Source organism: Nonomuraea sp. NPDC003709 (assembly GCF_040610775.1).
GTDB lineage: Bacteria > Actinomycetota > Actinomycetes > Streptosporangiales > Streptosporangiaceae > Nonomuraea > Nonomuraea angiospora_A.
On record NZ_JBEXMW010000018.1, the window covers coordinates 209,778 to 232,018 of the forward strand.

General features: G+C 69.8%; 21 protein-coding genes. 9 read left to right on the forward strand and 12 right to left on the reverse strand.

Annotated elements, in window-relative coordinates:
- Window positions 1–5 precede the first annotated feature (5 nt).
- Window positions 6–2,207, reverse strand: coding sequence for an AAA family ATPase (locus ABZX61_RS43255; RefSeq protein WP_355203106.1), 2,202 nt, complete (start codon window positions 2,205–2,207; stop codon window positions 6–8).
- 114 nt (window positions 2,208–2,321) lie between these two features.
- Between ABZX61_RS43255 and ABZX61_RS43260 the strand changes: the two genes are divergently transcribed.
- The gene (locus ABZX61_RS43260) at window positions 2,322–3,278 is read left to right on the forward strand and encodes an NAD(P)H-quinone oxidoreductase (protein ID WP_355203109.1); all 957 of its coding nucleotides are present in this window, start codon (window positions 2,322–2,324) and stop codon (window positions 3,276–3,278) included.
- A 5-nt stretch (window positions 3,279–3,283) separates the two neighbouring features.
- Window positions 3,284–3,799, forward strand: coding sequence for a bacterial proteasome activator family protein (locus tag ABZX61_RS43265; protein WP_192789222.1), 516 nt, complete (start codon window positions 3,284–3,286; stop codon window positions 3,797–3,799).
- Between the two features lie 33 nt (window positions 3,800–3,832).
- Here the strand turns inward: ABZX61_RS43265 and ABZX61_RS43270 are convergent, their stop codons facing one another.
- The gene (locus ABZX61_RS43270) at window positions 3,833–4,630 is read right to left on the reverse strand and encodes an HAD family hydrolase (protein WP_350732433.1); all 798 of its coding nucleotides are present in this window, start codon (window positions 4,628–4,630) and stop codon (window positions 3,833–3,835) included.
- Window positions 4,631–4,853: 223 nt separating this feature from the next.
- Here ABZX61_RS43270 and ABZX61_RS43275 point away from each other — a divergent pair, with 223 nt between their 5' ends.
- Complete coding sequence (locus tag ABZX61_RS43275; protein WP_093173019.1) at window positions 4,854–5,057, forward strand: cold-shock protein; 204 nt, start codon at window positions 4,854–4,856, stop codon at window positions 5,055–5,057.
- 140 nt (window positions 5,058–5,197) lie between these two features.
- Window positions 5,198–6,550: a hypothetical protein gene (locus ABZX61_RS43280; protein WP_355203114.1), complete on the forward strand. Its 1,353-nt coding sequence runs from the start codon at window positions 5,198–5,200 to the stop codon at window positions 6,548–6,550.
- Here ABZX61_RS43280 and serS read toward each other — a convergent pair.
- The 4 genes from serS to ABZX61_RS43300 all read right to left on the reverse strand — a co-directional run bounded on the left by serS (window position 6,514) and on the right by ABZX61_RS43300 (window position 10,569).
- Window positions 6,514–7,776: a serine--tRNA ligase gene (gene serS / locus ABZX61_RS43285; RefSeq protein WP_350732431.1), complete on the reverse strand. Its 1,263-nt coding sequence runs from the start codon at window positions 7,774–7,776 to the stop codon at window positions 6,514–6,516. The two genes, ABZX61_RS43280 and serS, sit on opposite strands and share 37 nt — an antisense overlap.
- Window positions 7,777–7,898: 122 nt before the next feature.
- Window positions 7,899–8,819 (reverse strand): prephenate dehydratase, encoded by a 921-nt coding sequence (gene pheA / locus ABZX61_RS43290; protein WP_355203117.1) that lies wholly within the window; start codon window positions 8,817–8,819, stop codon window positions 7,899–7,901.
- Between the two features lie 117 nt (window positions 8,820–8,936).
- Complete coding sequence (locus ABZX61_RS43295; protein ID WP_350732427.1) at window positions 8,937–9,356, reverse strand: DUF4446 family protein; 420 nt, start codon at window positions 9,354–9,356, stop codon at window positions 8,937–8,939.
- A gap of 22 nt (window positions 9,357–9,378) precedes the next feature.
- Window positions 9,379–10,569 (reverse strand): glycosyltransferase 87 family protein, encoded by a 1,191-nt coding sequence (locus ABZX61_RS43300; RefSeq protein WP_355203120.1) that lies wholly within the window; start codon window positions 10,567–10,569, stop codon window positions 9,379–9,381.
- 57 nt (window positions 10,570–10,626) lie between these two features.
- On the opposite strand from ABZX61_RS43300, the gene ABZX61_RS43305 reads away from it, so the two are divergent.
- A complete protein-coding gene (locus tag ABZX61_RS43305; RefSeq protein ID WP_355203123.1) occupies window positions 10,627–13,434 on the forward strand; it encodes a hypothetical protein in 2,808 nt (935 codons plus the stop codon).
- Window positions 13,435–13,842: 408 nt separating this feature from the next.
- Here ABZX61_RS43305 and mptB read toward each other — a convergent pair whose 3' ends face one another.
- From mptB to ABZX61_RS43320, 3 genes are all read right to left on the reverse strand, one after another.
- Window positions 13,843–15,564 carry a polyprenol phosphomannose-dependent alpha 1,6 mannosyltransferase MptB gene (mptB, locus tag ABZX61_RS43310; RefSeq protein ID WP_355203126.1) on the reverse strand — a complete coding sequence of 574 codons (1,722 nt, stop codon included), beginning with the start codon at window positions 15,562–15,564 and terminating at the stop codon, window positions 13,843–13,845.
- A 639-nt stretch (window positions 15,565–16,203) separates the two neighbouring features.
- Complete coding sequence (locus ABZX61_RS43315) at window positions 16,204–16,938, reverse strand: glycosyltransferase (protein ID WP_355203129.1); 735 nt, start codon at window positions 16,936–16,938, stop codon at window positions 16,204–16,206.
- 661 nt (window positions 16,939–17,599) lie between these two features.
- A complete protein-coding gene (locus tag ABZX61_RS43320; protein ID WP_185069723.1) occupies window positions 17,600–17,947 on the reverse strand; it encodes an STAS domain-containing protein in 348 nt (115 codons plus the stop codon).
- Window positions 17,948–18,134: 187 nt separating this feature from the next.
- Here ABZX61_RS43320 and ABZX61_RS43325 point away from each other — a divergent pair, with 187 nt between their 5' ends.
- Window positions 18,135–18,545, forward strand: a complete 411-nt coding sequence (locus ABZX61_RS43325; protein WP_355203132.1) for a hypothetical protein — start codon at window positions 18,135–18,137, stop codon at window positions 18,543–18,545.
- Window positions 18,546–18,671: 126 nt separating this feature from the next.
- Here ABZX61_RS43325 and ABZX61_RS43330 read toward each other — a convergent pair whose 3' ends face one another.
- Complete coding sequence (locus ABZX61_RS43330; protein ID WP_355203135.1) at window positions 18,672–19,775, reverse strand: HAMP domain-containing sensor histidine kinase; 1,104 nt, start codon at window positions 19,773–19,775, stop codon at window positions 18,672–18,674.
- On the reverse strand, window positions 19,775–20,473 hold the full coding sequence (locus ABZX61_RS43335; protein WP_350732414.1) for a response regulator transcription factor: 699 nt from the start codon (window positions 20,471–20,473) through the stop codon (window positions 19,775–19,777). Before ABZX61_RS43335 ends, ABZX61_RS43330 begins: the two co-directional genes overlap by 1 nt.
- Window positions 20,474–20,567: 94 nt before the next feature.
- Between ABZX61_RS43335 and ABZX61_RS43340 the strand changes: the two genes are divergently transcribed.
- The 3 genes from ABZX61_RS43340 to yidC all read left to right on the forward strand — a co-directional run bounded on the left by ABZX61_RS43340 (window position 20,568) and on the right by yidC (window position 21,658).
- Window positions 20,568–20,741, forward strand: coding sequence for a hypothetical protein (locus ABZX61_RS43340; RefSeq protein ID WP_185079462.1), 174 nt, complete (start codon window positions 20,568–20,570; stop codon window positions 20,739–20,741).
- A gap of 38 nt (window positions 20,742–20,779) precedes the next feature.
- Window positions 20,780–20,938, forward strand: a complete 159-nt coding sequence (locus ABZX61_RS43345; protein ID WP_355203292.1) for a DUF6412 domain-containing protein — start codon at window positions 20,780–20,782, stop codon at window positions 20,936–20,938.
- 78 nt (window positions 20,939–21,016) lie between these two features.
- A complete protein-coding gene (gene yidC, locus ABZX61_RS43350) occupies window positions 21,017–21,658 on the forward strand; it encodes a membrane protein insertase YidC (RefSeq protein WP_355203140.1) in 642 nt (213 codons plus the stop codon).
- On the opposite strand, the gene ABZX61_RS43355 is transcribed toward yidC, so the two are convergent.
- Window positions 21,642–22,073 carry an ATP-binding protein gene (locus ABZX61_RS43355; protein WP_355203142.1) on the reverse strand — a complete coding sequence of 144 codons (432 nt, stop codon included), beginning with the start codon at window positions 22,071–22,073 and terminating at the stop codon, window positions 21,642–21,644. The genes yidC and ABZX61_RS43355 overlap by 17 nt on opposite strands.
- Between the last annotated feature and the right edge of the window lie 168 nt (window positions 22,074–22,241).

The window sequence follows — 22,241 nt, forward strand, 5'->3', positions numbered from 1 at the left end:
TCCCCTCATTCGCGGATGCCCGCGAACCCGTCGCCCACGCAGGCGGCGAGCTGCAGGTAGGCGTCCCTGGTCGGCTCCTGCAGCCGGTCGAGGTCGATCTCCGCGCCCTCCTCCAGATGCGGGTCGTACGGCACCCGGACCACCGCGCGGCACCTGGCGGCGAAGTGGGCCTCCAGCTTCTTGATGTCCACCGCCGACTTCGAGCGTGGCCGCACGCTGCACAGCACCACGGTCGCGTTCTTCACCAGGTCGCCGTAGTGGTGGGCCTCCAGCCAGTCGAGCGTCGCGGAGGCCGCCCTGGCGCCGTCCACGGACGGGGAGCTGACCAGCACGATCTGGTCGGCCAGCCCGAGCACGCCGCCCATCGCGGAATGGAGCAGGCCGGTGCCGCAGTCGGTGATGCAGATCGAGTAGAAGTTCTCCAGCACCTGGGAGACGGCCTGGTAGTCGGCGCCGCTGAACGCCTCGGACACCGACGGGTCGCGGTCGGAGGCGAGCACCTCCAGCCGTGAGGGCGCCTGCGACGTGAACGCCCTGATGTCCACGTAGCGCTTGACCTGGTCACGCTCGTTGAGCAGGTCACGCACGGTGGCCGAGGTCTCCAGGACGAGCTTGTCGGACAGGGTGCCGCGGTCGGGGTTGGCGTCCACGGCGATGACCCGGTCGCCGCGGACCTGGGCCAGGGTGGCGCCGAGACCGACCGTGGTCGTGGTCTTGCCCACGCCGCCCTTCAGGCTCAGCACGGCCACGCGGTGGTGGCCGGCGGTGACCGGGGTGCGGGCCCTGCTCACCAGCTGGCGGCGGCGGCGGACCTCCGGGGGTTCGCCCGGCTTGATCCAGCCTCCCGACGCCTTGTAGACCAGGCGGCGCCAGCCCTTGGAGGGGGCGTTACGCCGTCCGCGTAGCAGGGACTCCGGGTCGAGGCTGTCGGCGGTCGGACGGCCGGTGATCGGCGGCCTGGGCGATGCGGTGAACACGGGGATCGGGGCAGGGCGGCGCCGCCGCTCCGCGGGCGGAGGGATCTCGCGCTCCGCGGGACGCCACTCGTGCTGCTCGGTCCGCTGCGGGGGCTCCTCCTGCTGAGCCGGATCCGACCAGGAGGGCCGCTCCTGCGGGGCCGGCTCGGACCGTTCCTGCTGGGCCGGCTCCGACCACGAGGACCTCTCCTGCGACGCCGGCTCCGACCACGAGGACCGTTCCTGCGGGGCCGGCTCGGACCACGAGGACCGCTCCTGCTGGGCCGGCTCCGACCACGAGGACCGCTCCTGCGGAGTCGGCTCCGACCACGAAGGCCGCTCCTCACGCCGCTCCTCAGGCTCCGCGGGCTCGGCCTTCGGCCACGACGGCTCCGCGTCCTTCGGCCATGACAGCTCGGCGTCCGTCGACCACGACGGCTCCGCGTTCTTCACCCACGGCGGCTCCGTGTGCTCGCCCTTGGGCCATGACGGCTCCGCGGGCTCGTCCTTCGGCCACGCGGGCTCGGCGCGCTCGTCCGCCGGCCGCTCCTGGGGCTCGGCTTCCTGCGTGGCGGCCGGCTCCGCCCACTTGGGCGGCTGGATCGTCGGGAGGGTGTCGAACGGCTCCGACCACTGCGGGCGCTCGGTCTTCGGAGAGGTTTCCTCGGAGACGGACTCGTCGTCCTTCTCCGTGGCAGGCTCGGCTTCCGCTCGGGCGCTCTCCTTCTCCGGCTCCTCGCGGGGCGGCTCAGGCGCCCGGGCCCACTCGGGCACGGACGACCAGGACGTGTCCTGTGTCTCCTGATCCGATGGCTCCGGCGGCCCCGACGGCTCGGGCGGGGTGAACGACAGCGCGTACGTGTCGGTGTCGTCGGGCCGCGGCAGCGGCTTCAACGGAGCGTGGAACGGATCCTCTTCGCGCGGGGCGCTCGGTGGGGCGGCCGGGGGCTCCTTCGTGGCCGCGCTGGCCGTGCCGAGCCACTCCGCGGCCTCCATCTCACCGTCGGGCAGGTCCTCGGCCGCCGCGGCGCCGTACACGGAGTCGACGGCCGCGCGGAACAGCGGCGGCGTCGGCGTGTCGGGCTGCGTGGGGACCATCCGCCACGGGTCCTGGGGGTACGGCGAGGCGACCGACTCGTCGGCAGCCGCGGTCGAGGCGCTCACAGAGACGGGGGCCTCCTCCGTCTCCTTGATCGCGTCGAGCCACGCCAGCTGCTCCTCGAGCGATTCCTCTCGATCGTGTCTTGCCACCGTGTTCCCCCTCGGGTGGGTCTAAAGGGGCAGCAAATACCTTGCAGATTAACGCCATGGGCAACCACACAGCTCGGCAACCCACAACTTCTTTGCCCGGCTACCGTAGTTCGCATGCGAGCCATTGAGATCGCCGAGCCGGGCGGACCAGAGGTACTTCAGTGGCGTGAGGTGCCGGATCCCCGGGTCGAGCGGGGAGAAGTCCTCATCGACGTGACCGCTTCGGCGGTCAATCGGGCCGATGTCCTGCAGCGGCAGGGGTTCTACGCACCTCCGCCCGGCGCGTCGCCGTACCCGGGGCTGGAGGTCTCCGGTGTGGTGGCCGAGGTCGGCGCGGACGTCGAGCAGTTCAAGCCTGGTGACCAGGTGTGCGCGCTGCTCGCGGGCGGCGGTTACGCTGAGCGCGTAGCCGTTCCGTGGGAGCAGGTCATGCCGGTGCCGGACGGCGTGCCGCTGGTGGAGGCCGCCGGGCTGCCGGAGGTGGCGTGCACGGTGTGGTCCAACGTCTTCATGGTCGGGCGGCTGCGCAGGGGCGAGACGCTGCTGGTGCACGGCGGGGCCAGCGGGATCGGCACGTTCGCCGTGCAGCTCGCCAAGGCGCTCGGCTCGCAGGTCGTCGCGACGGTCGGCTCGGCGGCCAAGGGCGAGCGGGTCAGGGAGCTGGGCGCGGACGAGGTCATCAACTACCGCGAGGAAGACTTCGCCGACAAAGTACGCGCGGACGTCATCCTCGACATCATGGGCGCCAAATACCTTGCCGGAAACGTCCGGGCGCTCCGCACCGGCGGCCGACTGGTGATCATCGGGCTGCAAGGCGGCCTCAAGGGTGAGATCGACCTGGGGGCCCTGCTCGCCAAGCGCGCCTCCGTGCACGCGACCGCGCTCCGCTCACGTCCGGTGGACGAGAAGGGGGCAATCGTCCGTAGTGTTGTGGACAACGTCTGGCCCCTGGTCAGCGCCGGGGCCGTGCGTCCTGTGGTGCACGCGAAACTACCGATGTCCGAGGCCGCCGAAGCCCACCGATTGTTGGATTCGGGGGAGCACGTCGGCAAGATCCTGCTAGTACGGTGAGTGTTATGAATGCTGAGGACAACAACACCCCTCACATCGTGGTGGTGGGCCCTGACTTCCAAGGTCAGGGCGATAGTGGCGAAGAGGATCGATCGGTCACCAACCTGGTCGAGCAGCCCGCCAAGGTGATGCGCATCGGCAGCATGATCCGGCAGCTCCTCGACGAGGTCCGGGCCGCGCCCCTCGACGAGGCCAGCCGCAAGCGGCTGAAGGACATCCACGCGTCCTCGATCAAGGAGCTCGAGGACGGCCTGGCTCCTGAGCTGGTCGACGAGTTGGAGCGGCTGTCCCTTCCGTTCACGGAGGAGAACGGCGCGCCGCCGAGCGAGGCGGAGCTGCGCATCGCGCACGCCCAGTTGGTCGGCTGGCTCGAAGGGTTGTTCCACGGCATCCAGACCACGCTGTTCGCGCAGCAGATGGCCGCGCGTGCCCAGCTGGAGCAGATGCGCAGGGCGCTGCCCGGCGTGCCGCAGGGGGACGACCAGCACCGCCCGCCCGGCGGCTCCGGCCCCTACCTGTAACGGGCGCGAGCGCCTGCTCCGGGCCGCCGCCGGCTATCCGTAGAGCCGCTCGATCACCTGAGCGACGCCGTCGTCGTCGTTGGCCGCGGTCACGTGGTCGACGGCCGCGAGCACGTCCGGATGTGCGTTCGCGACCGCGTACGACGTGCCTGCCCAGCCCAGCATGGGCAGGTCGTTCGGCATGTCACCGAACGCGATCACCTCCGAGGGCTTGATCTCGTGCTGCCCGGCGAGCGCCGCCAGCGCCGTGGCCTTCGTCACACCCTGGGCGCTCATCTCGATCAGGCCCCTGCGGCTGGAGTGGGTCGCGGTCACCAGATGCCCCACCAACCCCTCCACGGTGGCCTGCAGCTCGTCCGCGTCCATTCCGGGGTGCAGGGCCAGCAGCTTGGCGCACGGACGCGCCGTTACCGAGTCGACTCGTGCCGTTAGGGCCCCCCTGTCCAGGCCACCCAGGAGGAATTCTGACTCATGCGCAAAACCCGCTTCATACTCGACCGAAAATACGAGATCGGACACGTTCGCTCTTAGCTGATCCACGACTTCCTCGAGTACATCGACCGTGATCAGGTGAGATTCCACTATCTGTTCGGTATGGAGATCGTAGATCAGTGCCCCGTTCGCACAGATTGCGAGCCCACGGTGACGTACGGCACCCGCGACCCCGCCCATCCACCGGGGCGGACGCCCCGTCACGAACACGAGCACAGCACCGGATTCCTCGACTTTGCCGAAGGCTGCCACTGTGCGGGGAGACACGGTTCCGTCAGTACGCAACGCGGTGCCATCGAGGTCGGTGGCCACAAGACGGGGCGCGGGAAGGCTCTGCATAACAGGTTCCAGTTTGCCGGGTGATGCCGCCTGACAGAAATCTTCGTTGGTAGGGGAACACCAACGCGCCAGAATGGTGTTAGATGTGATGGCGTTGTATTAGCTGATCCCGTAGTGAAAACCAGCATGACTTTGTCTGAGCCACCCCGGGTGCTTGCTGTACGACACACCGGGACCCACGAGGTGTGGGTCCCATAGATTCACATCCTGAGGGAGAGCTTTTATGGCTCAGGGAACCGTCAAGTGGTTCAACGCCGAGAAGGGCTTCGGCTTCATCGCCCCGGACGGCGGTGCGCCGGACGTGTTCGTGCACTTCTCCGAGATTCAAGGCAGTGGCTACCGCAGCCTTGAAGACGGTCAGCGGGTCGAGTTCGAGATCACGCAGGGCCAGAAGGGGCCGCAGGCCTCCCAGGTCCGCGCCATCTGACCTTGTAGCGGCGAGACAGGCCGGGGTTCGCTTCCAGCGGGCCTCGGTCTTTTGCTTGTTCCGGGTTGGTCACGGCCGCGAACCTTCTGGGCTTCGCGGCCATCCACCCCTACATGAGGTACGCCTGGTTATGTCACCCCGTGACCGTTGCCGGGGTGTTCGTGCTCTTCATCAACGACCACCTGCTCAAGCAAGCCTGGCCCGGGCCGCTCACGGGCAAGCTCAGCGACGTGGCGGGGCTGGTCGTCGCCCCCGCGCTGGTGGCCCTGCTCTTCTGGCGCCGGGCCGATCTGGCGGCCACCGTGCTGACCGGGGTGCTCTTCACGCTCGTGAAAACCACGGAGACGGGCGCTGAGCTGGCTTCCCATGCCTGGACCCTTGTGGCGGGCCCATCGCGCGTCCTGGCCGATCCCACGGACCTTCTCGCCCTGCCCGCGCTCGCCCTGGCCTGGTGGGTACGCCGCCGCAGCCTGGAGTCGTACTCCGCGCGCTGGCGCGTGATCGTCACGATGCCGCTGGCCGTACTGGCGGTGACGGCCACATCGGCCGCGCCCCTGCCCCGCGCCAGCTCTGTCAATGTGGACGGGGACTCGATCGTCGTCCACGTGCGGGACGGCCTCACCCAGGTCTCCGACGACGGCGGGGTCACCTGGGAGGAGTACGGCGGTGCGCGGGAGAGCAGGCCGCTGCAGAGCGCCGCCTGCGTGCCCCGGCAGCCGACCCGGTGCTACCGGGTGGTGCCCGACCGGGTGGCCGTCGAGCAGTCCGACGACGGCGGCAAGACCTGGGGCCCCTCATGGGCGCTCACCGCGGACGACCGCGAGCGGCTCGCCCGGCGCTACCCGTCCTGGGCCGAACGGCACTCGATGGCGCTGGCCGTACAGGCCCGTCCGGGCGGGCACGTCGTGGTCGTCGCGAACGGCCTGGACGGGATCCTGGTCCGCGACGTGTCCGGCGAGTGGCGGCACGTCGGCTTGCCCGGCTCGCCGGAACCCACCGCGGTCGACCTGTCGCCGGAGCGCAACGTGGCGATCTTCCTGGCGGTGTGCATGCTGTTCGGCGGCGCCGCAGCGGGGTTGCAGCGCTACCAGCGCGCATACATCGGATTCGCCGCGGCCGCCAGCCTCGGTCTCTTCGCCGTGCTCAGCGGCCCCGCACCACTCTCCGTCGGCAAGACGGGCATGGACACGGCTGTGGCCCTGTTCGGCGTGCTCGCGATCCTGGTGGGCCCGGTGGTGTGCCTCGTGCTGGCGGGCGCCGGCCGCGCCCGGCCCACTCCCGCGGCCGTAGGGGTGCTGGCGGCCCCGCTCGTCTACCTGACCGTCTACACGCCCTTCTACGGCTGGTCGGAGGGCACCCCGGGCCCGTACTGGGTGGCCGTCGCCCTGGCCGTGCTGCTGACCGGCCTGGTCGTGCTCGGGGGCGCCGTCCTCATCAGGAACGACGCCCGCCGCGCTTACTTGGACGGCTCCAGCACGTCGAGGCCCACGTAGGGCCGCAGCGCCTCGGGAACCACCACGGAGCCGTCGGCCTGCTGGTGGTTCTCCAGGATGGCCACGATCCACCGGGTCGTGGCCAGCGTGCCGTTGAGCGTGGCCAGGTGCTGCGGCTTGCCGTCCTTGTCGCGGTAGCGGACGGCGAGCCGGCGGGCCTGGAACTCCGTGCAGTTGGAGGTCGAGGTCAGCTCGCGGTAGCGGCCCTGGGTCGGGATCCACGCCTCGCAGTCGAACTTGCGGGCCGCCGACATGCCGAGGTCCCCCGCCGCCGTGTCGATGATCCGGTACGGAACCTCGATCTTGGCCATCATCTCCTTCTCCCAGGCGAGCAGGCGAAGGTGCTCCTCGTGGGCGTCCTCAGGGCGCACGTACGAGAACATCTCGACCTTGTCGAACTGGTGGACGCGGATGATGCCCCTGGTGTCCTTGCCGTACGAGCCGGCCTCGCGGCGGAAGCACGACGACCAGCCCGCGTAGCGCAGCGGCAGGTCGCCGCCGTCGAGGATCTCCTGGGCGTGGTAGCCGGCCAGCGCGACCTCCGAGGTGCCGACCAGGTAGAGGTCGTCCTCGGGGAGGCGGTAGATCTCCTTGTCGTGGGCCACGTGGAAGCCGGTGCCCTGCATGGTCTCCGGCTTGACGAGCACCGGCGTGATCATCGGGGTGAACCCGGCCTCGATGGCCTGCTGCATGGCCATGTTGAGCAGGCCGAGCTGCAGGCGGGCGCCGACGCCCTTGAGGAAGAAGAACCGCGAGCCGGACACCTTGGCGCCCCGCTCCATGTCGATGGCGCCGAGCGCCTCGCCGAGCTCCAGATGGTCCTTGGGCTCGAAGTCGAACTGGCGCGGCTCGCCATGGGTCTCGAGGACCACGTAGTCGTCCTCGCCGCCCTCAGGCGCGCCCTCCTCGACGATGTTGGGCACCGCCTGGACGAGCTCGTCGAGCTCGCCCGTCAGCTTCTCCGCCTCGGCCTCGGCGGCCTTGACCTGGCTCGCGAGGTCCTTGGCCCGCTGGAGCAGCGCGGCCTTCTCCTCGCCCTGCGCCTTGGAGACCGACTTGCCCATGCTCTTCTGCTCGGCGCGCAGAGACTCGAACGAGGTCAGCGCGGATCGGCGGCGCTCGTCCAGGTCGAGCAGCGTGTCGACGACGGAGTCGTCCTCACCGCGGGCACGCTGCGACGCCCGTAGCCGGTCGGGATCCTCACGAAGGGTACGCAGGTCAATCACAAGCCAAAGGCTACCGGCGCGCGGCAGCAGCCCGCCCCAGTATTACCGCGTACACGCGGACTCGATCGGTCGTCGCCTCAGACCTGACCCGCGCCTACACGCCGACTCGGCCCGCCGTGGCCTCAGACCTGACCCGCGCGGACCCGGGCGAGCCAGCCGCCCGCCTCGGCGAACTCGGGATCCGACGTGCCGCGCTTGATCTGCGGCGCGATGCCGTCGGCACGCGGGTAGCTGCCGAGGAAACGCACCTCGCCGCAGATGCGGTGGAGCCCGGCGAGGGCCTCCCCGACCCGGGCGTCGGCCACGTGTCCCTCGAAGTCGAAGTGGAAGAAGTAGCGTCCGATGCCGTCACCGGTCGGCCGCGACTCGATGCGCGTCAGGTTGACCCCGCGTACGGAGAACTCCGTCAGCATCTCCAGCAGCGCGCCCGGGTGGTCGTCGGCGAGGAAGACGACCAGCGTGGTGCGGTCGGAGCCGGTCGGCTCGGTCAGCTGACCGGGCCGGGCCACCCGCACGAACCTGGTCACGGTGTCGGACCTGTCGCCGATGTCCGTGGCCAGCTCCACCAGCCCGTAGTGCTCGCCGGCGATGCGGGCGGCGATGGCGGCGTCGTACGGCGAGCCGGGCAGCGAGACCTCCTGGGCCGCCGCCGCGGTCGACGGCGCGGCCACCACGACGGCGTCGGGCAGCTCGCGCGCGATGAAGGCGCGGCACTGGGTGATGGCCGCGGGATGCGTGTAGACCCGCTTGATGTGGGGAATCTCGGTGCCGGGCCGGGCCAGCAGCGAGAACTGCACCGGCAGCAGCAGCTCGGCCGTGATCAGCAACGGCTCGCCCCACGCGAACTCGTCGAGCGTCGTGGTGATCGCGCCCTCGATGGAGTTCTCCAGCGGCACGACGGCGCCGTCGGCCTCGCCGCTGCGGGCGGCGTTGAGCGCGGCGGGCACGTTGGCGCAGGGCAGGCGCTCGGCCGTGGGGTCGAGGAGCCGCAGGGCCTCTTCGGTGAAGGTGCCTTCCGGTCCGAGATAGGCGAGTCTGGGCATGCATCCAGAGTATCCGCAGGTGGACGCGCCGCGCCCCTCTTTCGCCCAGGGAACTGCCCGCCTACAGCGGCCCGGCTGCTCAACGAGCACGATGCCCCCGGCCCGCGACATACCGGCCTACAGCGGGCCCGACGCCCGGGACAGGATCATCGGCCCGAGCCCCAGCCTGGCCGCCCGCACCGCCTCCTCCTCTTCGGGCGACAGCGGCTCCCGCCCTTTCCCGCCGACCACGGGCCGCACGTACGTACGGGTCTCGCTGCGCCCGTTGATCGAGGTCAGCACGATGCCGTCGCCCAGCCCGTTGATCATCGCCACCGAGAACGACAACCGCCCGGTCATCTCGGAGAGCGCGTCGTACCGGCAGACGGCCACATCCCTGATGGCCTTGAGATCGCCCATGCCCTCGCTGGTCTGCCGGGCGAGCATCCGCTGGCAGTCCTCCACCGCCGCTCTGGCCTGCCGGAGCGACAGATAACCGACGAACACGCCGCTGACCCCGGCGACGACGCCCACGATGACCCATGTGGTAACGAGCACGGCACAGAGGGTAATGGCTCGGTCATGCGATCTGGCGCCGTTTCGGCAACCAGGACACCAACAACCACACGAGGACCAGCGCGCCCAGCCCGAACCCGTTCTGAACGATCTTCCCCAGCACCAGGCTGACCCCCGGGATGTCGGCCGCCTTCAACGAGACGCCCCACCAGGGGATCGGCAGCACGTAATAGAGCCACACGCCCGCCGCCACCCGCAGCCGGACCGGATCGCGCCCGTCGCCCACGATCGCGCCGAGCACCACGACCACCCACGCGAGGTGGTGGATCCAGGCGACGGGCGAGAGCAGCACGGCCATGAGCCCGACGAGGGCGACCGCGGTGAGCTGGTCATTCGCCCGGTACGCCGCCCGCGCGCCGCGGAACCCGTACCACCCGACCACGGCCACGATCACCAGCCAGATCGCGTACGTCGCCGTCTCGGGCAGGTAGAGCCGGATCAGCATGCCGCGGATCGACTGGTTGGTGGTGCCCGCGTTCGAGCCGAGGCGGCCGGGATCGAGCAGCGCCGAGAACCAGAACTGCGACGCGTCCCGCGGGATCACCGCGAACGGCAGCAGCGTGAGCACCGCCGTCGTGAACGCCGCCATGAAGAACGTCCGCCACTGCCGCGTGACCAGCAGGTAGATCAGGAAGACGCCCGGGGTGAGCTTCACGGCCGTGGCCAGCCCGATCAGGAACCCCCGCGGCCACCAGGGCCGCTTGATCACGCAGTCGGCCAGGCACAACGCGACCAGCAGAATGTCCACCTGCCCGAACCGCACCTGGTCCCTGATCGGCATCAGGTACGTGCAGGCCACCATGAGCAGCGCGAACACCCAGGGCACGTACTTCCTGAGCGCCTGCCTGAACGACAGCCACACGGTCACGGCCAGCGCCGCGAATATCCCGGCCGTCCAGACCCACTGGGCCGTCCCCCACGACATCTCGGCCAGCGCCACCGCCAGCATCGCCGCGACGGGCGGATACGTGAACGGCAACAGCTGCGGGGCGGGTGTGACATAGTCGTACACCGGCCGGCCCTCGAGCAGCATCTGGCCCCCGGTACGGTAAACGTCCAGGTCGACCAGCCGCTGGTCATCCGGATTGGTGAGCCACACGACCACCAGGGGCGCCACGGCCGCCGCGACCACGAGCGCCACGACCGCCCACGCCCACCACTGCCGCCGTACCACTCGCACCTCGCCACTTGTCACGATGTGGCACGTTACCGTGGCTGTTGTTGATCGAGGGCAAACAATGGGGGTCCGTACATGCCACACGCCACGCCCAACCGGGACGGCGCCCACCCCACCCCCGCCCCAAGCACCACCGGACTGACGCCCACGCGCACAGCCGATGCCACCGCCCCCCGGCCCAGATCAGAACACCCCACCGCGGCACCACGTCAAACCCCGGTCACCCACGCCGCTACCAGGCCCACGCCCGCGCACGCCTCCGCCAGGTCGGTGCTCCAGCCCGCCTCCAAGGCAAGAGCACCCAAGCGCACCCGTGCGAGCAGGCGCGCTCTCGGCACCCTCGTCCTCACCCTCGTCCTGGCCACCGCAACCTGCCTCTCGCTGGCCCCATTTCCGGCCTCCGCCGCGACATCCCCCGGCACGTCCGCAAACCCATCCACCACCGCTGCACGGCAGCACCAGCAGTCCGCCCAAGGGCTCGATCAAGCCCACGTAGCCCTCATCGGCGTGCCCGGCCTCGAATGGAGCGACCTCAACCCATCCCGGACCCCCCACCTGTGGTCCCTCCTCAGCCAGGGCGCCTCCGCCTCCCTCTCCACGCGAGCCGTACCACCCCCGGACCGCGGCATCACCTGCCCCACAGCGGGCTGGCTGACCATCTCAGCAGGCCAGCGAGCCGGTACGGCAGGCAAGGGCTGCCTCCAACCCCCCACCCCCCAGCTCACCGGGGAAGCGGCCAAGATCCCGGACTGGCCCGCCCTGAGCGCGTACCAGTCCGAAACCGGGTTCGACGCCCAACTCGGCACGCTGGGCCAGCTGGTAACGGACAACGGAGGCAAGGTCGCCGCCATCGGCCCAGGCGCTGCACTGGCCGGAGCCGACAAGTCCGGAAATATCGCCAAATACGCCCCCACCCTTGACGCCGCCGGCGACCTGACCCCGTACAACCTGATCATCATGGAAGCCGCCGACCTGGCAACCGCCTGGACCGCGCAGCCATTGGACGAGTACAGCGTCCCCACCCCGCTGCCGTCCGCAGCCCGCCAGGCGGCCGCGACCAAGGCGGACCAGCAGATCGGCGCCCTGATCGCCAAACTGCCCCCCAACACCACCACCCTCGTGGCCGGCATCTCGGACGTGTCCCCCATCGCCCACCTCCACGTGGCGATCGCCAAGGGCCCGTCGCCGAACGGCCGACCGTACGACCACGGCTACCTCACGGCCACCTCCACCCGCCAGGACGCCCTGGTCACCATCACCGACCTCACCGCCACCGCCATCCAACTCCTGGGCCTCCCCGCCCCACGCCAAGTGGTCGGCCGCCCCTGGCAACCCAACGGCCCGACCGCCGCCACACCGGCCGAAACGGTGGCGGAACTGGCGGACGGGGACCTGGCGAGCCAGGTGCTCCGGGAGGTACGCGGCCCGTTCTTCGCCGTCCTCGTGACGGTCCAGCTCCTCTTCTACGCCTTCGCCGCCCTGGCCCTCCGCCGCCGCCGAGACACCACTTCCCCCACCCCTCCCGGCACCAGGCCCCCCTCCACCAACCCCCCACCCACCGAAGCCCTATCCACCAGCCCCCCACCCACCGAAGCCCTATCCACCAGCCCCCCACCCACCGAACCCTCGCCCAGCGCCTCCTCAATCACCGACCCCTCAGCCACCGAACCTCCATCCGCGGAATCCCCCTCCGCCGCCGAACACCCATCCACGTCACCCTCCGCCACCAACCTCCCGCCCACCGACCTCCCGCCCACCGGGCCCTCGTCCGCCGAACACCCATCCAGCGAGCCCTCGCCCACTGCGCAGGAAGGCACCTCAGCCCCCGGCACCCCAGGCGGCGATTTCGCGAGCAGCTCCAAGCTCCTCAAATCCGTCCAGATCGTCGCGGTGATCAGCGGAGCCATCCCCGTCTCCACCTTCCTGGCCCAACTGGTGCCCTGGTGGACCCTCCCCGTACCGATGCTGTCGGTGATCGTGACGATCGTGGCCATCGCCGGACTGATCACCGCCCTGGCCTTCGCCGGTCCGTGGCGGGCGCACGTGCTGGGCCCGCTCACCGTGGTCGCCGCCGTCACCTCCCTCGCGCTCCTCATCGACGTCATGACCGGCTCCAAGCTCCAGGTGAACGCGGTAACCGGCTACGAGCCCGTGACCGGAGGCCGCTTCTACGGCTTCAGCAACATCGCCTTCGCCGTCTACGCCACAGGCACCATCCTCGGACTCGCAGGCGTAGCGCAGTGGTTGCTCAGCAGAGGCGTGTCCAGGGTCGTGGTCGTGGCAGCTTGCGCCCTGTACGGGGGGCTTGCGGTCTTCGCGGATGGATGGCCTTCGTGGGGAGCTGACTTCGGCGGTGTACCGGCGTTCGTGATCGGCTTGGCGGTCTTCCTCATTCTGCTTTCCGGCAAACGCGTATCGCTGTTGAGACTCCTGCTCGTCGGCCTCGTGGGGGCCGCGTTCGTGGGCGCCCTCTCGGTGTTCGACTGGCTGCGCCCCGACTCCCAGCGCACCCACCTGGGCAACTTCGTCCAGCAGGTCATCGACGGCCAGGCGTGGACCGTCGTCGGGCGCAAGTTCAGCGCCATGATCGGCGTAACCGTCGGGAACTGGTCACTGACCCTCCTCTCCCTGGTCGCGCTGGCCTTCTTGTTCCTGATACTCGACCGGCCCTCGCGATGGGGCGCCTCCGCCCTCGGCCAGGCCTACCGCGTGGCCCCCACCCTCCGAGCCGGCCTGTTCGGCGCCCTCACGTGCGCCTTCGTCGGCTTCCTCATGAACGACTCCGGCATCGCCATCCCCGCCATGGCCCTCACGGTGGCCGTTCCGCTGACCCTGGCCGCCTGCGTCCGTGCCCTCCAGCTCACCACCGTCCCTATGGAGTGAGCATGAGTGGCACACGCTCAGCCGAACGCTCCGAACGGTGCTGAGCGTTCTGGTCGCCCACATACGCACCGCGCCCAGGCAGCACAAATCGCGTACGTGGCCCGTGGCCCAGGATGCGGGGCCCGGGATGCGGGGCCCTCACTCACGCAGGTGTCCGGTCCGGCCTGGACGGCCCGATGCCCCTGCCCATCGCTCCCGGTGAGCAGGGGGCGGTGGCGTCCGACTCCGGACCGGGTGCCCCTGGGCCCGTCTGCCGATCATCACGGCGGCTACCAGCACCAGCGCCAGCCTTACGATCCGCCCACCCGACACACGCCAGCAACGAGGGTCAGCCGGTAGGCAACGGCGTCCAGCAGGCACCAACCACCAGCACCCAAGCCCCACCCGGCCGACGCCAACGATCAGCGTTCACCCTGCCACGCGCCGCGCCCGAGCCGACGCCGATGGGAGGCGCTCGCGTCTGGCAGTTCGCCACGCCCAAAGGGCCAATGCCACCGTCAGGGCCAGCAGCACCCACGCGAGTTGAGGCCGGACCACCTCCCTGAGCCAATCGAGATCCTCTGGCTGCCCGTTCACTCTGGCCGGGAGGTATGCCAACGACAGGACCAGCAGATGGGCGACCACGAACCTGTCCACTGCGGAGGCCGCCACCAGTGCCAGCAATCCGAGGGCCAGTCCGTCGTACCAGGGCAGGATGTACGGCGTGGCGAATACGTAGGCGACCATCAGCCCGGCCGCCACGACCGGTGCTTCAAGCCCGCCGTTGCCGTGCGGCGCTGCCCAGCGGTTCGACCAGCGACCTGCGCCGTTACTCGTCCCACCTTTCGCGTCGTTGCTCGTCCCACTCCCTGGGTCGTTACTTGTCCCAGTTCCTGGGTCGCTACTCGGTCCACTTCCTGGGTCGGTACTCGGTCCACTTCCTGCGTCGTTACTCGGTCCGCTCCATGGGGCGTCACTCACCCGGCTCGTCGGGTGGTGGCTCGCTCCGCTCGAGGTGGCATTGCCTGGTCCACCTGCCGGTAGGTGGGTCACTGCGCTCGATGTGGCGCTGCTTGGCTCGCTGGCTGCCCGGTAGCTCGTTGTGGAGGTCGTGTGGTGGCCAGGTCCGCTCGATGGGAGGGGGGTTGCCTCGTTGCTCGGGGTGGGTGCTGGGGGGAGGCCGGGTTGGCGGGAGCGGGAGGCCAGGCGGAGCAGGGACCAGGCGAGGAGTGCGAGCACCAGGAGTGAGCCGATCTGGATCTCTCCTCGGTAGGCGCTGCCTGTGCCCACGATGGACTGAAGCCAGCCCTGGACGAGCTTCCAGAACGAGGCGTGGGAGATCGACTTGCTGGTGCGCGTCATCGGGGCGATCGCTTCCGGGCCGACGATCGCGTACCCGATGACCACTACGGCGAGTGCGCAGGCCGCCATGAGGGCCAGGCGAGCGGGGCGGCGTCGTAGCTCCCAGGCGGGGCCGAGGGCCACGAGGCCGGCATTGACCTTGATCGCCACTCCCAGCCCGAGCAGGGCCCCGGATCCGGTGGGGCGGCTTCTGGCCAGGAGGGCGGCGACCATGCAGGCGATGGCGAGGGTGTCCACGTGCATTCCTGCCACCAGCTGGTAGAGCAGGAGGGGGTTGGCCGTCCACAGGAGGGCGGCGCGCAGGCGTCTGGTCGGGTCGTCTCTGGTGAAGCGGTCGATGAGCAGGCCCGTCGCTATGAACGCGGCGGCGTTGAACAGGGCCAGCACGAATATCGTCAGGCGGAGGGAGTCGCCGCCGATCCAGCTCGCCACCGCTTGTACGGCCGTGGCCACCGGGCCGTACACGCTCGGCTCTTCGCGCCAGGGCTCCTCGACCGCGTCCGCGATGGGGTCGCCTGGCAGGTCCACCGCGCCATGGGTGTACGGGCTGAGGCCCAGTGTCACCATGCGGCCGTAGGCGGCGTAGTTGAGGTGGTCGCCGGAGCCGGATGGTGGTAGGAACGCCAGGATTGCGGCGGCTGCGCAGCCGATCAGGACGAGGAGGCGGGCGTTCGGCAGCCTCCAAAACTTGCCCGACAGTGCCCCACGCGGGGCATTTGTCCCCGTCGCGTCGGTCCCGGGCCCGGCTGTCCCCGGCGCAGGGGGTTGCGGCACGTCGGTCCCCGTCATGTCGGTCAGAGGACCGGCTGCTCCCGGCGCAGGTGGCTGCGGCTCATCGGGTTGCGTCGGAGTTGGCTGTGGGGAAGTGGTGTGGTCCGGGCTGGTGGGCGGTGGGGTGGCTGTGGGTGTAGCTGGGGTGTCTGGGGCGGCTGTAGGTGGAGTGGGTGTGGCTGGGGTGTCTGGGGCGGCTGTAGGCGGAGTGGGTGTGGGTGGGTGGGGGAGGTTTGGGGGGCGGGTCAGGGTGAGGGCGGTCAGGAGGCCGAGGCCGCCCAGGGTGATCGCGGCGGCGGCGAAGGCGATCACCAGGTAAGGGTTGGGGTGGACGTCGAGAGAGTACGGCGGCTGCCAGCTGGGGCCGGTCAGCGCGGGCACCATCGGGGATGGGCCGAGGAGGCCTATGGTGATCGTCAGCAGGATCGAGGCGCCGATCGCCGCCGTGGCCAGCCCTGCGAGCCGGCCCCGTGCCTTTTCGTGCCGCTTCTCCGAAGTCACCGGCAAATTCCAGCACACTCGCGAGGGGGCTTCGGCCGGACGGGACCTTCCTGTGGATAACCGGGATCAGGCTGTGGGGCCCTGTGGAGGGGAAGGCCGCCGTCCTGGTCCGAGGAGGGAAAACGGCTTTGTGGTCGTCCCCAGGTGTGGAGATGGTCAGCGATTGGGGCGGACTTTGTTGAGGTTTTGGGCGATTAGCGGCTCTCGCGTGGCTAGCGCAAGGGCCACGTCCCGGAGTTGGATCGCTCGATGGAGCTGGGCTCGCCAGTCCGTCCCCGTGGCACGGTGGGCCATGTCGACCTCGACCTCCACGATCCGGTACCCCTTGTGGAGCAGGTCGATCGTCAGCGCCGTCTCCACCCCGAACCCGTGCGCCAGCGGACGGGCCGCCTCGAAAGCGGCTCTGGTGAGGCAGCGCTGGCCGTTGAGCGGCTGGGCGGCTTCGAAGCCGGTGGCGCGGCGGATGCCTTCCTTCGACAGGCGTACGACCAGGCCGTGGCCGCCCAGCTTCACCCTGGTCGTGAAGACTGCGATGGTCATGTCGGCCTTGCCCGCGCGTACGGGCTCGATGAGGGGTGCGGCGGCGTGAGCCGTCTCGCCCAGGTCGGCGTCGAGGAAGAGCAGGTGGCGGGGGGTGGCATTCTCGTCGAGGAGACGGACGGCCTCTGCGCCGGTCTCCATCGCGGCGGCCTTGCCCCTGTTGCGGCTGTGGCGCACCACCCTGGCGCCGGCCGCGCGAGCCACCCTGCCGGTCTGGTCCCGCGAGCCGTCGTCCACGACCACGACCAGGTCCACGCCTGGCAGGGCCGCGGCAGCCGTGACGGTGGCCGCGATGCGGTCGGCTTCGTTGGCGGCCGGGATGATGACCGCTGTGTCGCCGCTGCTGCTCACCGAGCGCCACCTCCGCACACGACGCTTCCGTTTCTCCTCAGCCGAGCGCCGGGGCCGGGAACGACGTCCGGGCCGTAGCCGGCGACTCGACCCGGGCCGTGACTCGCGACCCGACTCGGGCCGTTATTGCCACCGTAGCCGACGTTCCAGCCACGGTCGGTACGGCAGCGGCAGCACGGCACGTTGTGAGGCGGTTGCAACGTGCCGCGCATGGTGGCATTCACCGCCACCGTCACCATCTCGTGCAGGGCGGCTGTTTGCGAGGCCGCGTGCAGGGCCTCGTGCCGGAGCGCATGCACGACCTCAGGCAGGGCCTCATGCAGAGGCGGGAGTGCTGCCACGAGTGACGTCCCCTGCGCAGGCTGAGGCACAGCCGTCCTGCATGTCCCATGTGCTGCTGTAGCGCAGGACGTCTCGGCAGGTCGCGGTGCTAATGTCCCGCGCGACGGCGACGCGCCCGCAGGACGCGCTGCTGAGGTCCTGCGCGGCATGTCCCCAGGTCGCATTGCCCGAGTCCGGCGCGACACGTTCTCAGAGCGCGCCGCAGGTGCCCGGTGTGCTGCATGCGCGAGCAGCGGCGCCGCTGTCCAGCGCGCCGCCCCTGCGGACAGGGTCGAGGCGACCCCGCTCTGTACGTCCTCGGATCCGAGCACGGATCCCGTCATGAGCCCTCGGTTATGAGGAACTCCTGCGGCACCTCGTCGTACACGGTGAACACCGAGTCGAGCCCGGTGACCTGCAGGATCTTGCGGACCGCAGGACGTGGGGCGGCCACGTCGAGCGCCCCTCCCTGCTCCTTCATCCGCTTGAGCGCAGACAGCAGGACGTTCATCCCCGTGGAGTCGCAGAAATCCACGGCGGACATGTCGATGACCACTCGGCTGGGCCCTTCCTGCAGCAGCCGAGTGAACTCGGACTGCAGGTGAGGCGCCGTATAGAGGTCGATTTCCCCGGTGATGGCAACCAGTGCGCACCCGGCATGTGATCGAGTCGAGACCTTGAGCTCCACATGGGCAGGCTAGCGGCGCGGAGGCTTCCGGTCACGTTGTCACGCCGATAGGGCAACCACAGGTTTTTGTCCTCCGTTTGGGCTCCATGGAAACGGAGAGTACGCGAAGCTTGACAGCGTGACACCGGACACGGCACGACTTCACGGCGAAGGAGGGGCAGGGGCACGACAGACGGGTCCCGCGACGATGAAAGCAGAAAAACCTGAAGACCCTCAGCGTCAAGGGCTCCGAGAGCGCCTGGAGAACATCCTCATCCGCACGGAGAAGGCCACCTCGTGGCATGACGAAGCAGAGCGCCTCCGCAGCCTGGTGAACCGCGAAGGCTACGTCCCCATCCGCACCCGGCTCGCGATCGAGGACCTTGACTTCCTGGGCGGTGCCCGGGCTGATCTGCTCAGGTTCTTGGAGCTCGGGCTGAGGTTGCTCGAGCTTCACCAGCCGAGGGACGCGGGAGGCATCACCAGCGACGCCGCCCATCCGATCCTGCGGTGCCGGAGCTGCATGTGGCGCTGGCCCTGCCCGACATTTCGAGCGATGTCGGAGTCGTTCGGCGCCTCGAGAGATCCGGCCGAGCCGGAGCTCCCGGAGAACGTCTGAGGGCCGCGCCGGGAGGCCGATACCAGGAGCGCCCCAGCGCCACGCGTCACGAGGCTGGTGGGGGGCGCACGAGCCGCCGTACAGCAGGAGGCAGCCGAGGAGCCCGGTCAGGAACGAGCGGGCCGGTCAGCCGGCGACCAGGGGGAGCCGGATCTCGAACCGGCACCCCGGCCCGTCGTTGACCACCCCGATCACCCCGTCGTGCGCCTCCACGATCCCTTGCGCGATGGCGAGCCCCAGCCCCGCCCCGCCGTCGGCCGTAGGGGTACGAGCGGCCTCCCCCCGGAAGGCAACCTCGAACACCCGGGGCAGGTCCTCCTCAGGAATCCCCCCGCAGCAGTCCGCAACCGACAGACAAGCCATCCCCTCCTCATCCACCCCGGCCCGCAGCACCACGGTCCGGTCCGACGGCGTGTGCCGGATGGCGTTGATCACGAGGTTCCGCAGGGCCCGCCCCAACGCCCCCGCGTCGGCCTCCACCGGCAGGGACGCCGACGCCTCGGCCGTCAGGACCACCCCCTTGGCCCTGGCCAGCGGCTCGGCCCCGGCGACGGTGTCGGCCACGAGGTCGGCCAGCCCGATGCGCGAACGCGACAGCCGCAGCGCCCCCGCGTGGATCCGCGACAGCTCGAACAGGTCGTCCACCATCCCCGAGAGCCGTTCCACCTCCAGCTTGATCTGGGCGTGGTAGCGCGCGACCGTGAGCGGGTCGGACACCACCCCGTCCTCCAGCGCCTCGACCATGGCCCGCATCCCGGCCAGCGGCGTACGGAGATCGTGGCTCACCCACGCGACGAGCTCCCGCCGCGCCCCTTCGAGGGCCCTTTCCCGCGCGTACGCCTCCTCCAGGGTGTTCGCGATGGTCTGGAGCTCGGCCGGCAGCCCCCGGGGCGCGGTGAACGGCACGTCGCGTACGGCGGCCACCAGCCGCCGGCTCTCCGCGACCACCCGCCTGGCCAGCACGAACGCCACCCCGAGCCCCACCAGCCCGCCCACGGCCACCACGCTCAGCACGAAGTCCTTGACGGGACCCTCGATGATCATCTTCATGATGATCGCCACGACCCCGACCAGCGTGGCCGCCACGGCGACCACCACGACCACGGCCATCATCACCCCGATGGACCTGGTGCGCAGCCGCCACATCACCCCGATGCCCAGCAGCGCGACCACGAGCCCGAGCCCGGCCGCCACCGCCACGACCATGGGCAGGTCACCGGGCTGCGGCATCAGGAACCGCCCTCCATCGGCTCATACCGGTATCCGACCCCCCACACCGTGACGATCCTCCGCGGCTCGGTCGGATCCGGCTCGATCTTCTCCCGCAGCCGCCTGACGTGCACGGTCACGGTGGAGGAGTCGCCGAACGACCACCCCCACACCTGGTTCAGCAGCGCGGAGCGGCTGAAGGCCTGCCGCGGGTTGCGCATGAGGTGCGCCAGCAGATCGAACTCCCGCGCCGTCAGCATCACCTCGTCCCCCCGCAGCCGAACCTCGTGCGCCCCCACGTCCACCACCAGATCCCCGTCGCGCAGCACCCCGGTGCCGCCGGTGACGGACGCACCCCGCGCCCGCCGCAGCACCGACTGCACGCGCAGCGCGAGCTCACGCGGGCTGAACGGCTTGGTCACATAGTCGTCGGCCCCCGTCTCCAGCCCGACCACCCGGTCGATCTCCTCGCCGAGCGCGGTCAGCATGATCACCGGTACGGGCCAGCGCTCCCTGAGCTTCCTGCACACCTGCAGCCCGTCGAGCTTGGGCAGCATCAGGTCCAGCACCATGAGGTCGGGCGGATGGGCCAGCGCCCTGCGCAGCGCCTCCGCCCCGTCGCCGACGCATTCGACCTCGTGACCGTCGCGCTCCAGATAGCGCGCGACGACCTCGGAAACGGTCGGATCATCATCGACCACCAGGATGCGCGTGTTCACGACTTCACGGTACGGCCGGGGAACACGTAAGTGTCAGGGACGTCATTGCTTCGTAAGCCTCGCGGATCATGTCCGGAGGACGTACGGTTGCTGCATGGGTAGAGTCGTGATGCTTGTGCTGGGGACCCTGCTGGGTCTCTTCGTGCTGTTCAATTTCCTGCTGCCGATGCTGGTAGGCCTGGTCAAGATCGCTTTGATCATCGGGGTGATCGCTCTGCTCGTCTTCGTCGCGGTCACCGTGGTGGGCAAGTCCTCCCGATCGCATTGACGTTCTTCCTGTTCGACCCGTGGCTGGTCGGGATCACCATGCTGGCGATCCTGCTGCTGGCCACGTGGGCAGCCACGTTTCTGCCCATCCTCAGTGGAGGGCCGCCGAGCTTTCCGCTGAGTTACGCGCGCCGTACCGCCTTCCAGCGGCAGCGCGACCCTGACGCGGCCGGTCGCTCGCGTCCACGAGCCCCTTAGGCACGCCCCGCTTCATCGTCAAGCGGGGCTCCTCGTACGAGTGAGCCCTTTTCCCTCATCTCACTCCAAGTAGGGCTCATGATCGATTCTCTTGTCACGTTCGTCATCAGCATGTCCGGGGGCAGTGCCGCGCTGGGCATCGTGCTGTTCACTCTGGCCGTACGGCTCCTGCTGCTGCCCCTGAACGTCCGCCAGTCCCGGACCATGAAGCTCCGCCAGCGGCTCGCCCCCAAGCTGCGCGAGCTCCAGAAGCGCCACGCGCGCAACCCCGAGCGGCTGGCCAAGGAGACCTCGGCGCTGTTCGCCAAGGAAGGCACTTCGCCATTCGCCGGGTTCTTGCCGATGCTGGGGCAGTTTCCGTTCATGTGGCTGATGTACCGGGTGGCCACGCATCCGACCGCGCTGGCCGGACATACCCTTTTCGGCGCTCCGCTGGGTCAGCAGGTCGCCGGGGCGGTGGCCAATTTCGGTCTGGTCAGTGCGCCGGTTTTGGTCTTTGTATTGGTCATCGCGTTGGTTGCGGTGGTGGCATGGTTCTCCGCCAGGAACATCAAGGTGACCGAGGACCAGCCGGACTGGCTGAAGCGACTCCTGCCATGGATGCCGTACGGCTCCGTGCTCGCCACGCTGGTGCTCCCGCTCGCGGCCGGGCTCTACCTGCTCGTGTCCATGGCATGGGCCACGACCGAGCGGGCGGTGCTGGCTAGCCGGCCTCTCTGAGGGCTGTGACCTGCCCGTTCATCGACCCGCAAGGAGCGGGCAGGATGGCCCACACCGTGGTCGTGTCACCGTCGTGCCGGACCCCCCAGCTCTCCGCCACGTACTCCACGATGCCGAGCCCCCGGCCCCCGAGCGACGACAGGGTCGGGCGGCCCGCGCGCGGCTCGGTCGCCGCACCCCCGTCGCTCACCGCCACTTCGATGTGATCGTCACTCCGAAGCCACGCCACTCTCACCATCCCCGACGGAAGGGGATGCGCGTGCCTCAGCGCGTTGCTCAGCAGCTCGCTCACCACGAGCACCGCGTCATCGATCGCCGTCGAAAAAACCCCGCTGTCCTGCAGCTCAGTGCTCAGGCGCTGGCGGGCGACGGCGACGCTGGACGGCGCGTACGGCAGCAGCACCACGCTTGACACACCCACCTCCCCGTTCCCTGTGCCCCCCGCGGGAACACTCCCCGGTACGACCGAAATGCCCCGTTACTCGATCCCAGAAACCGCATCTCGATCACAGCTTGTACACATTGGACGATAGATCAGCTCAACTGTGACCACCTCGTTACCGCCTCGGTGTGTCGGATCCGA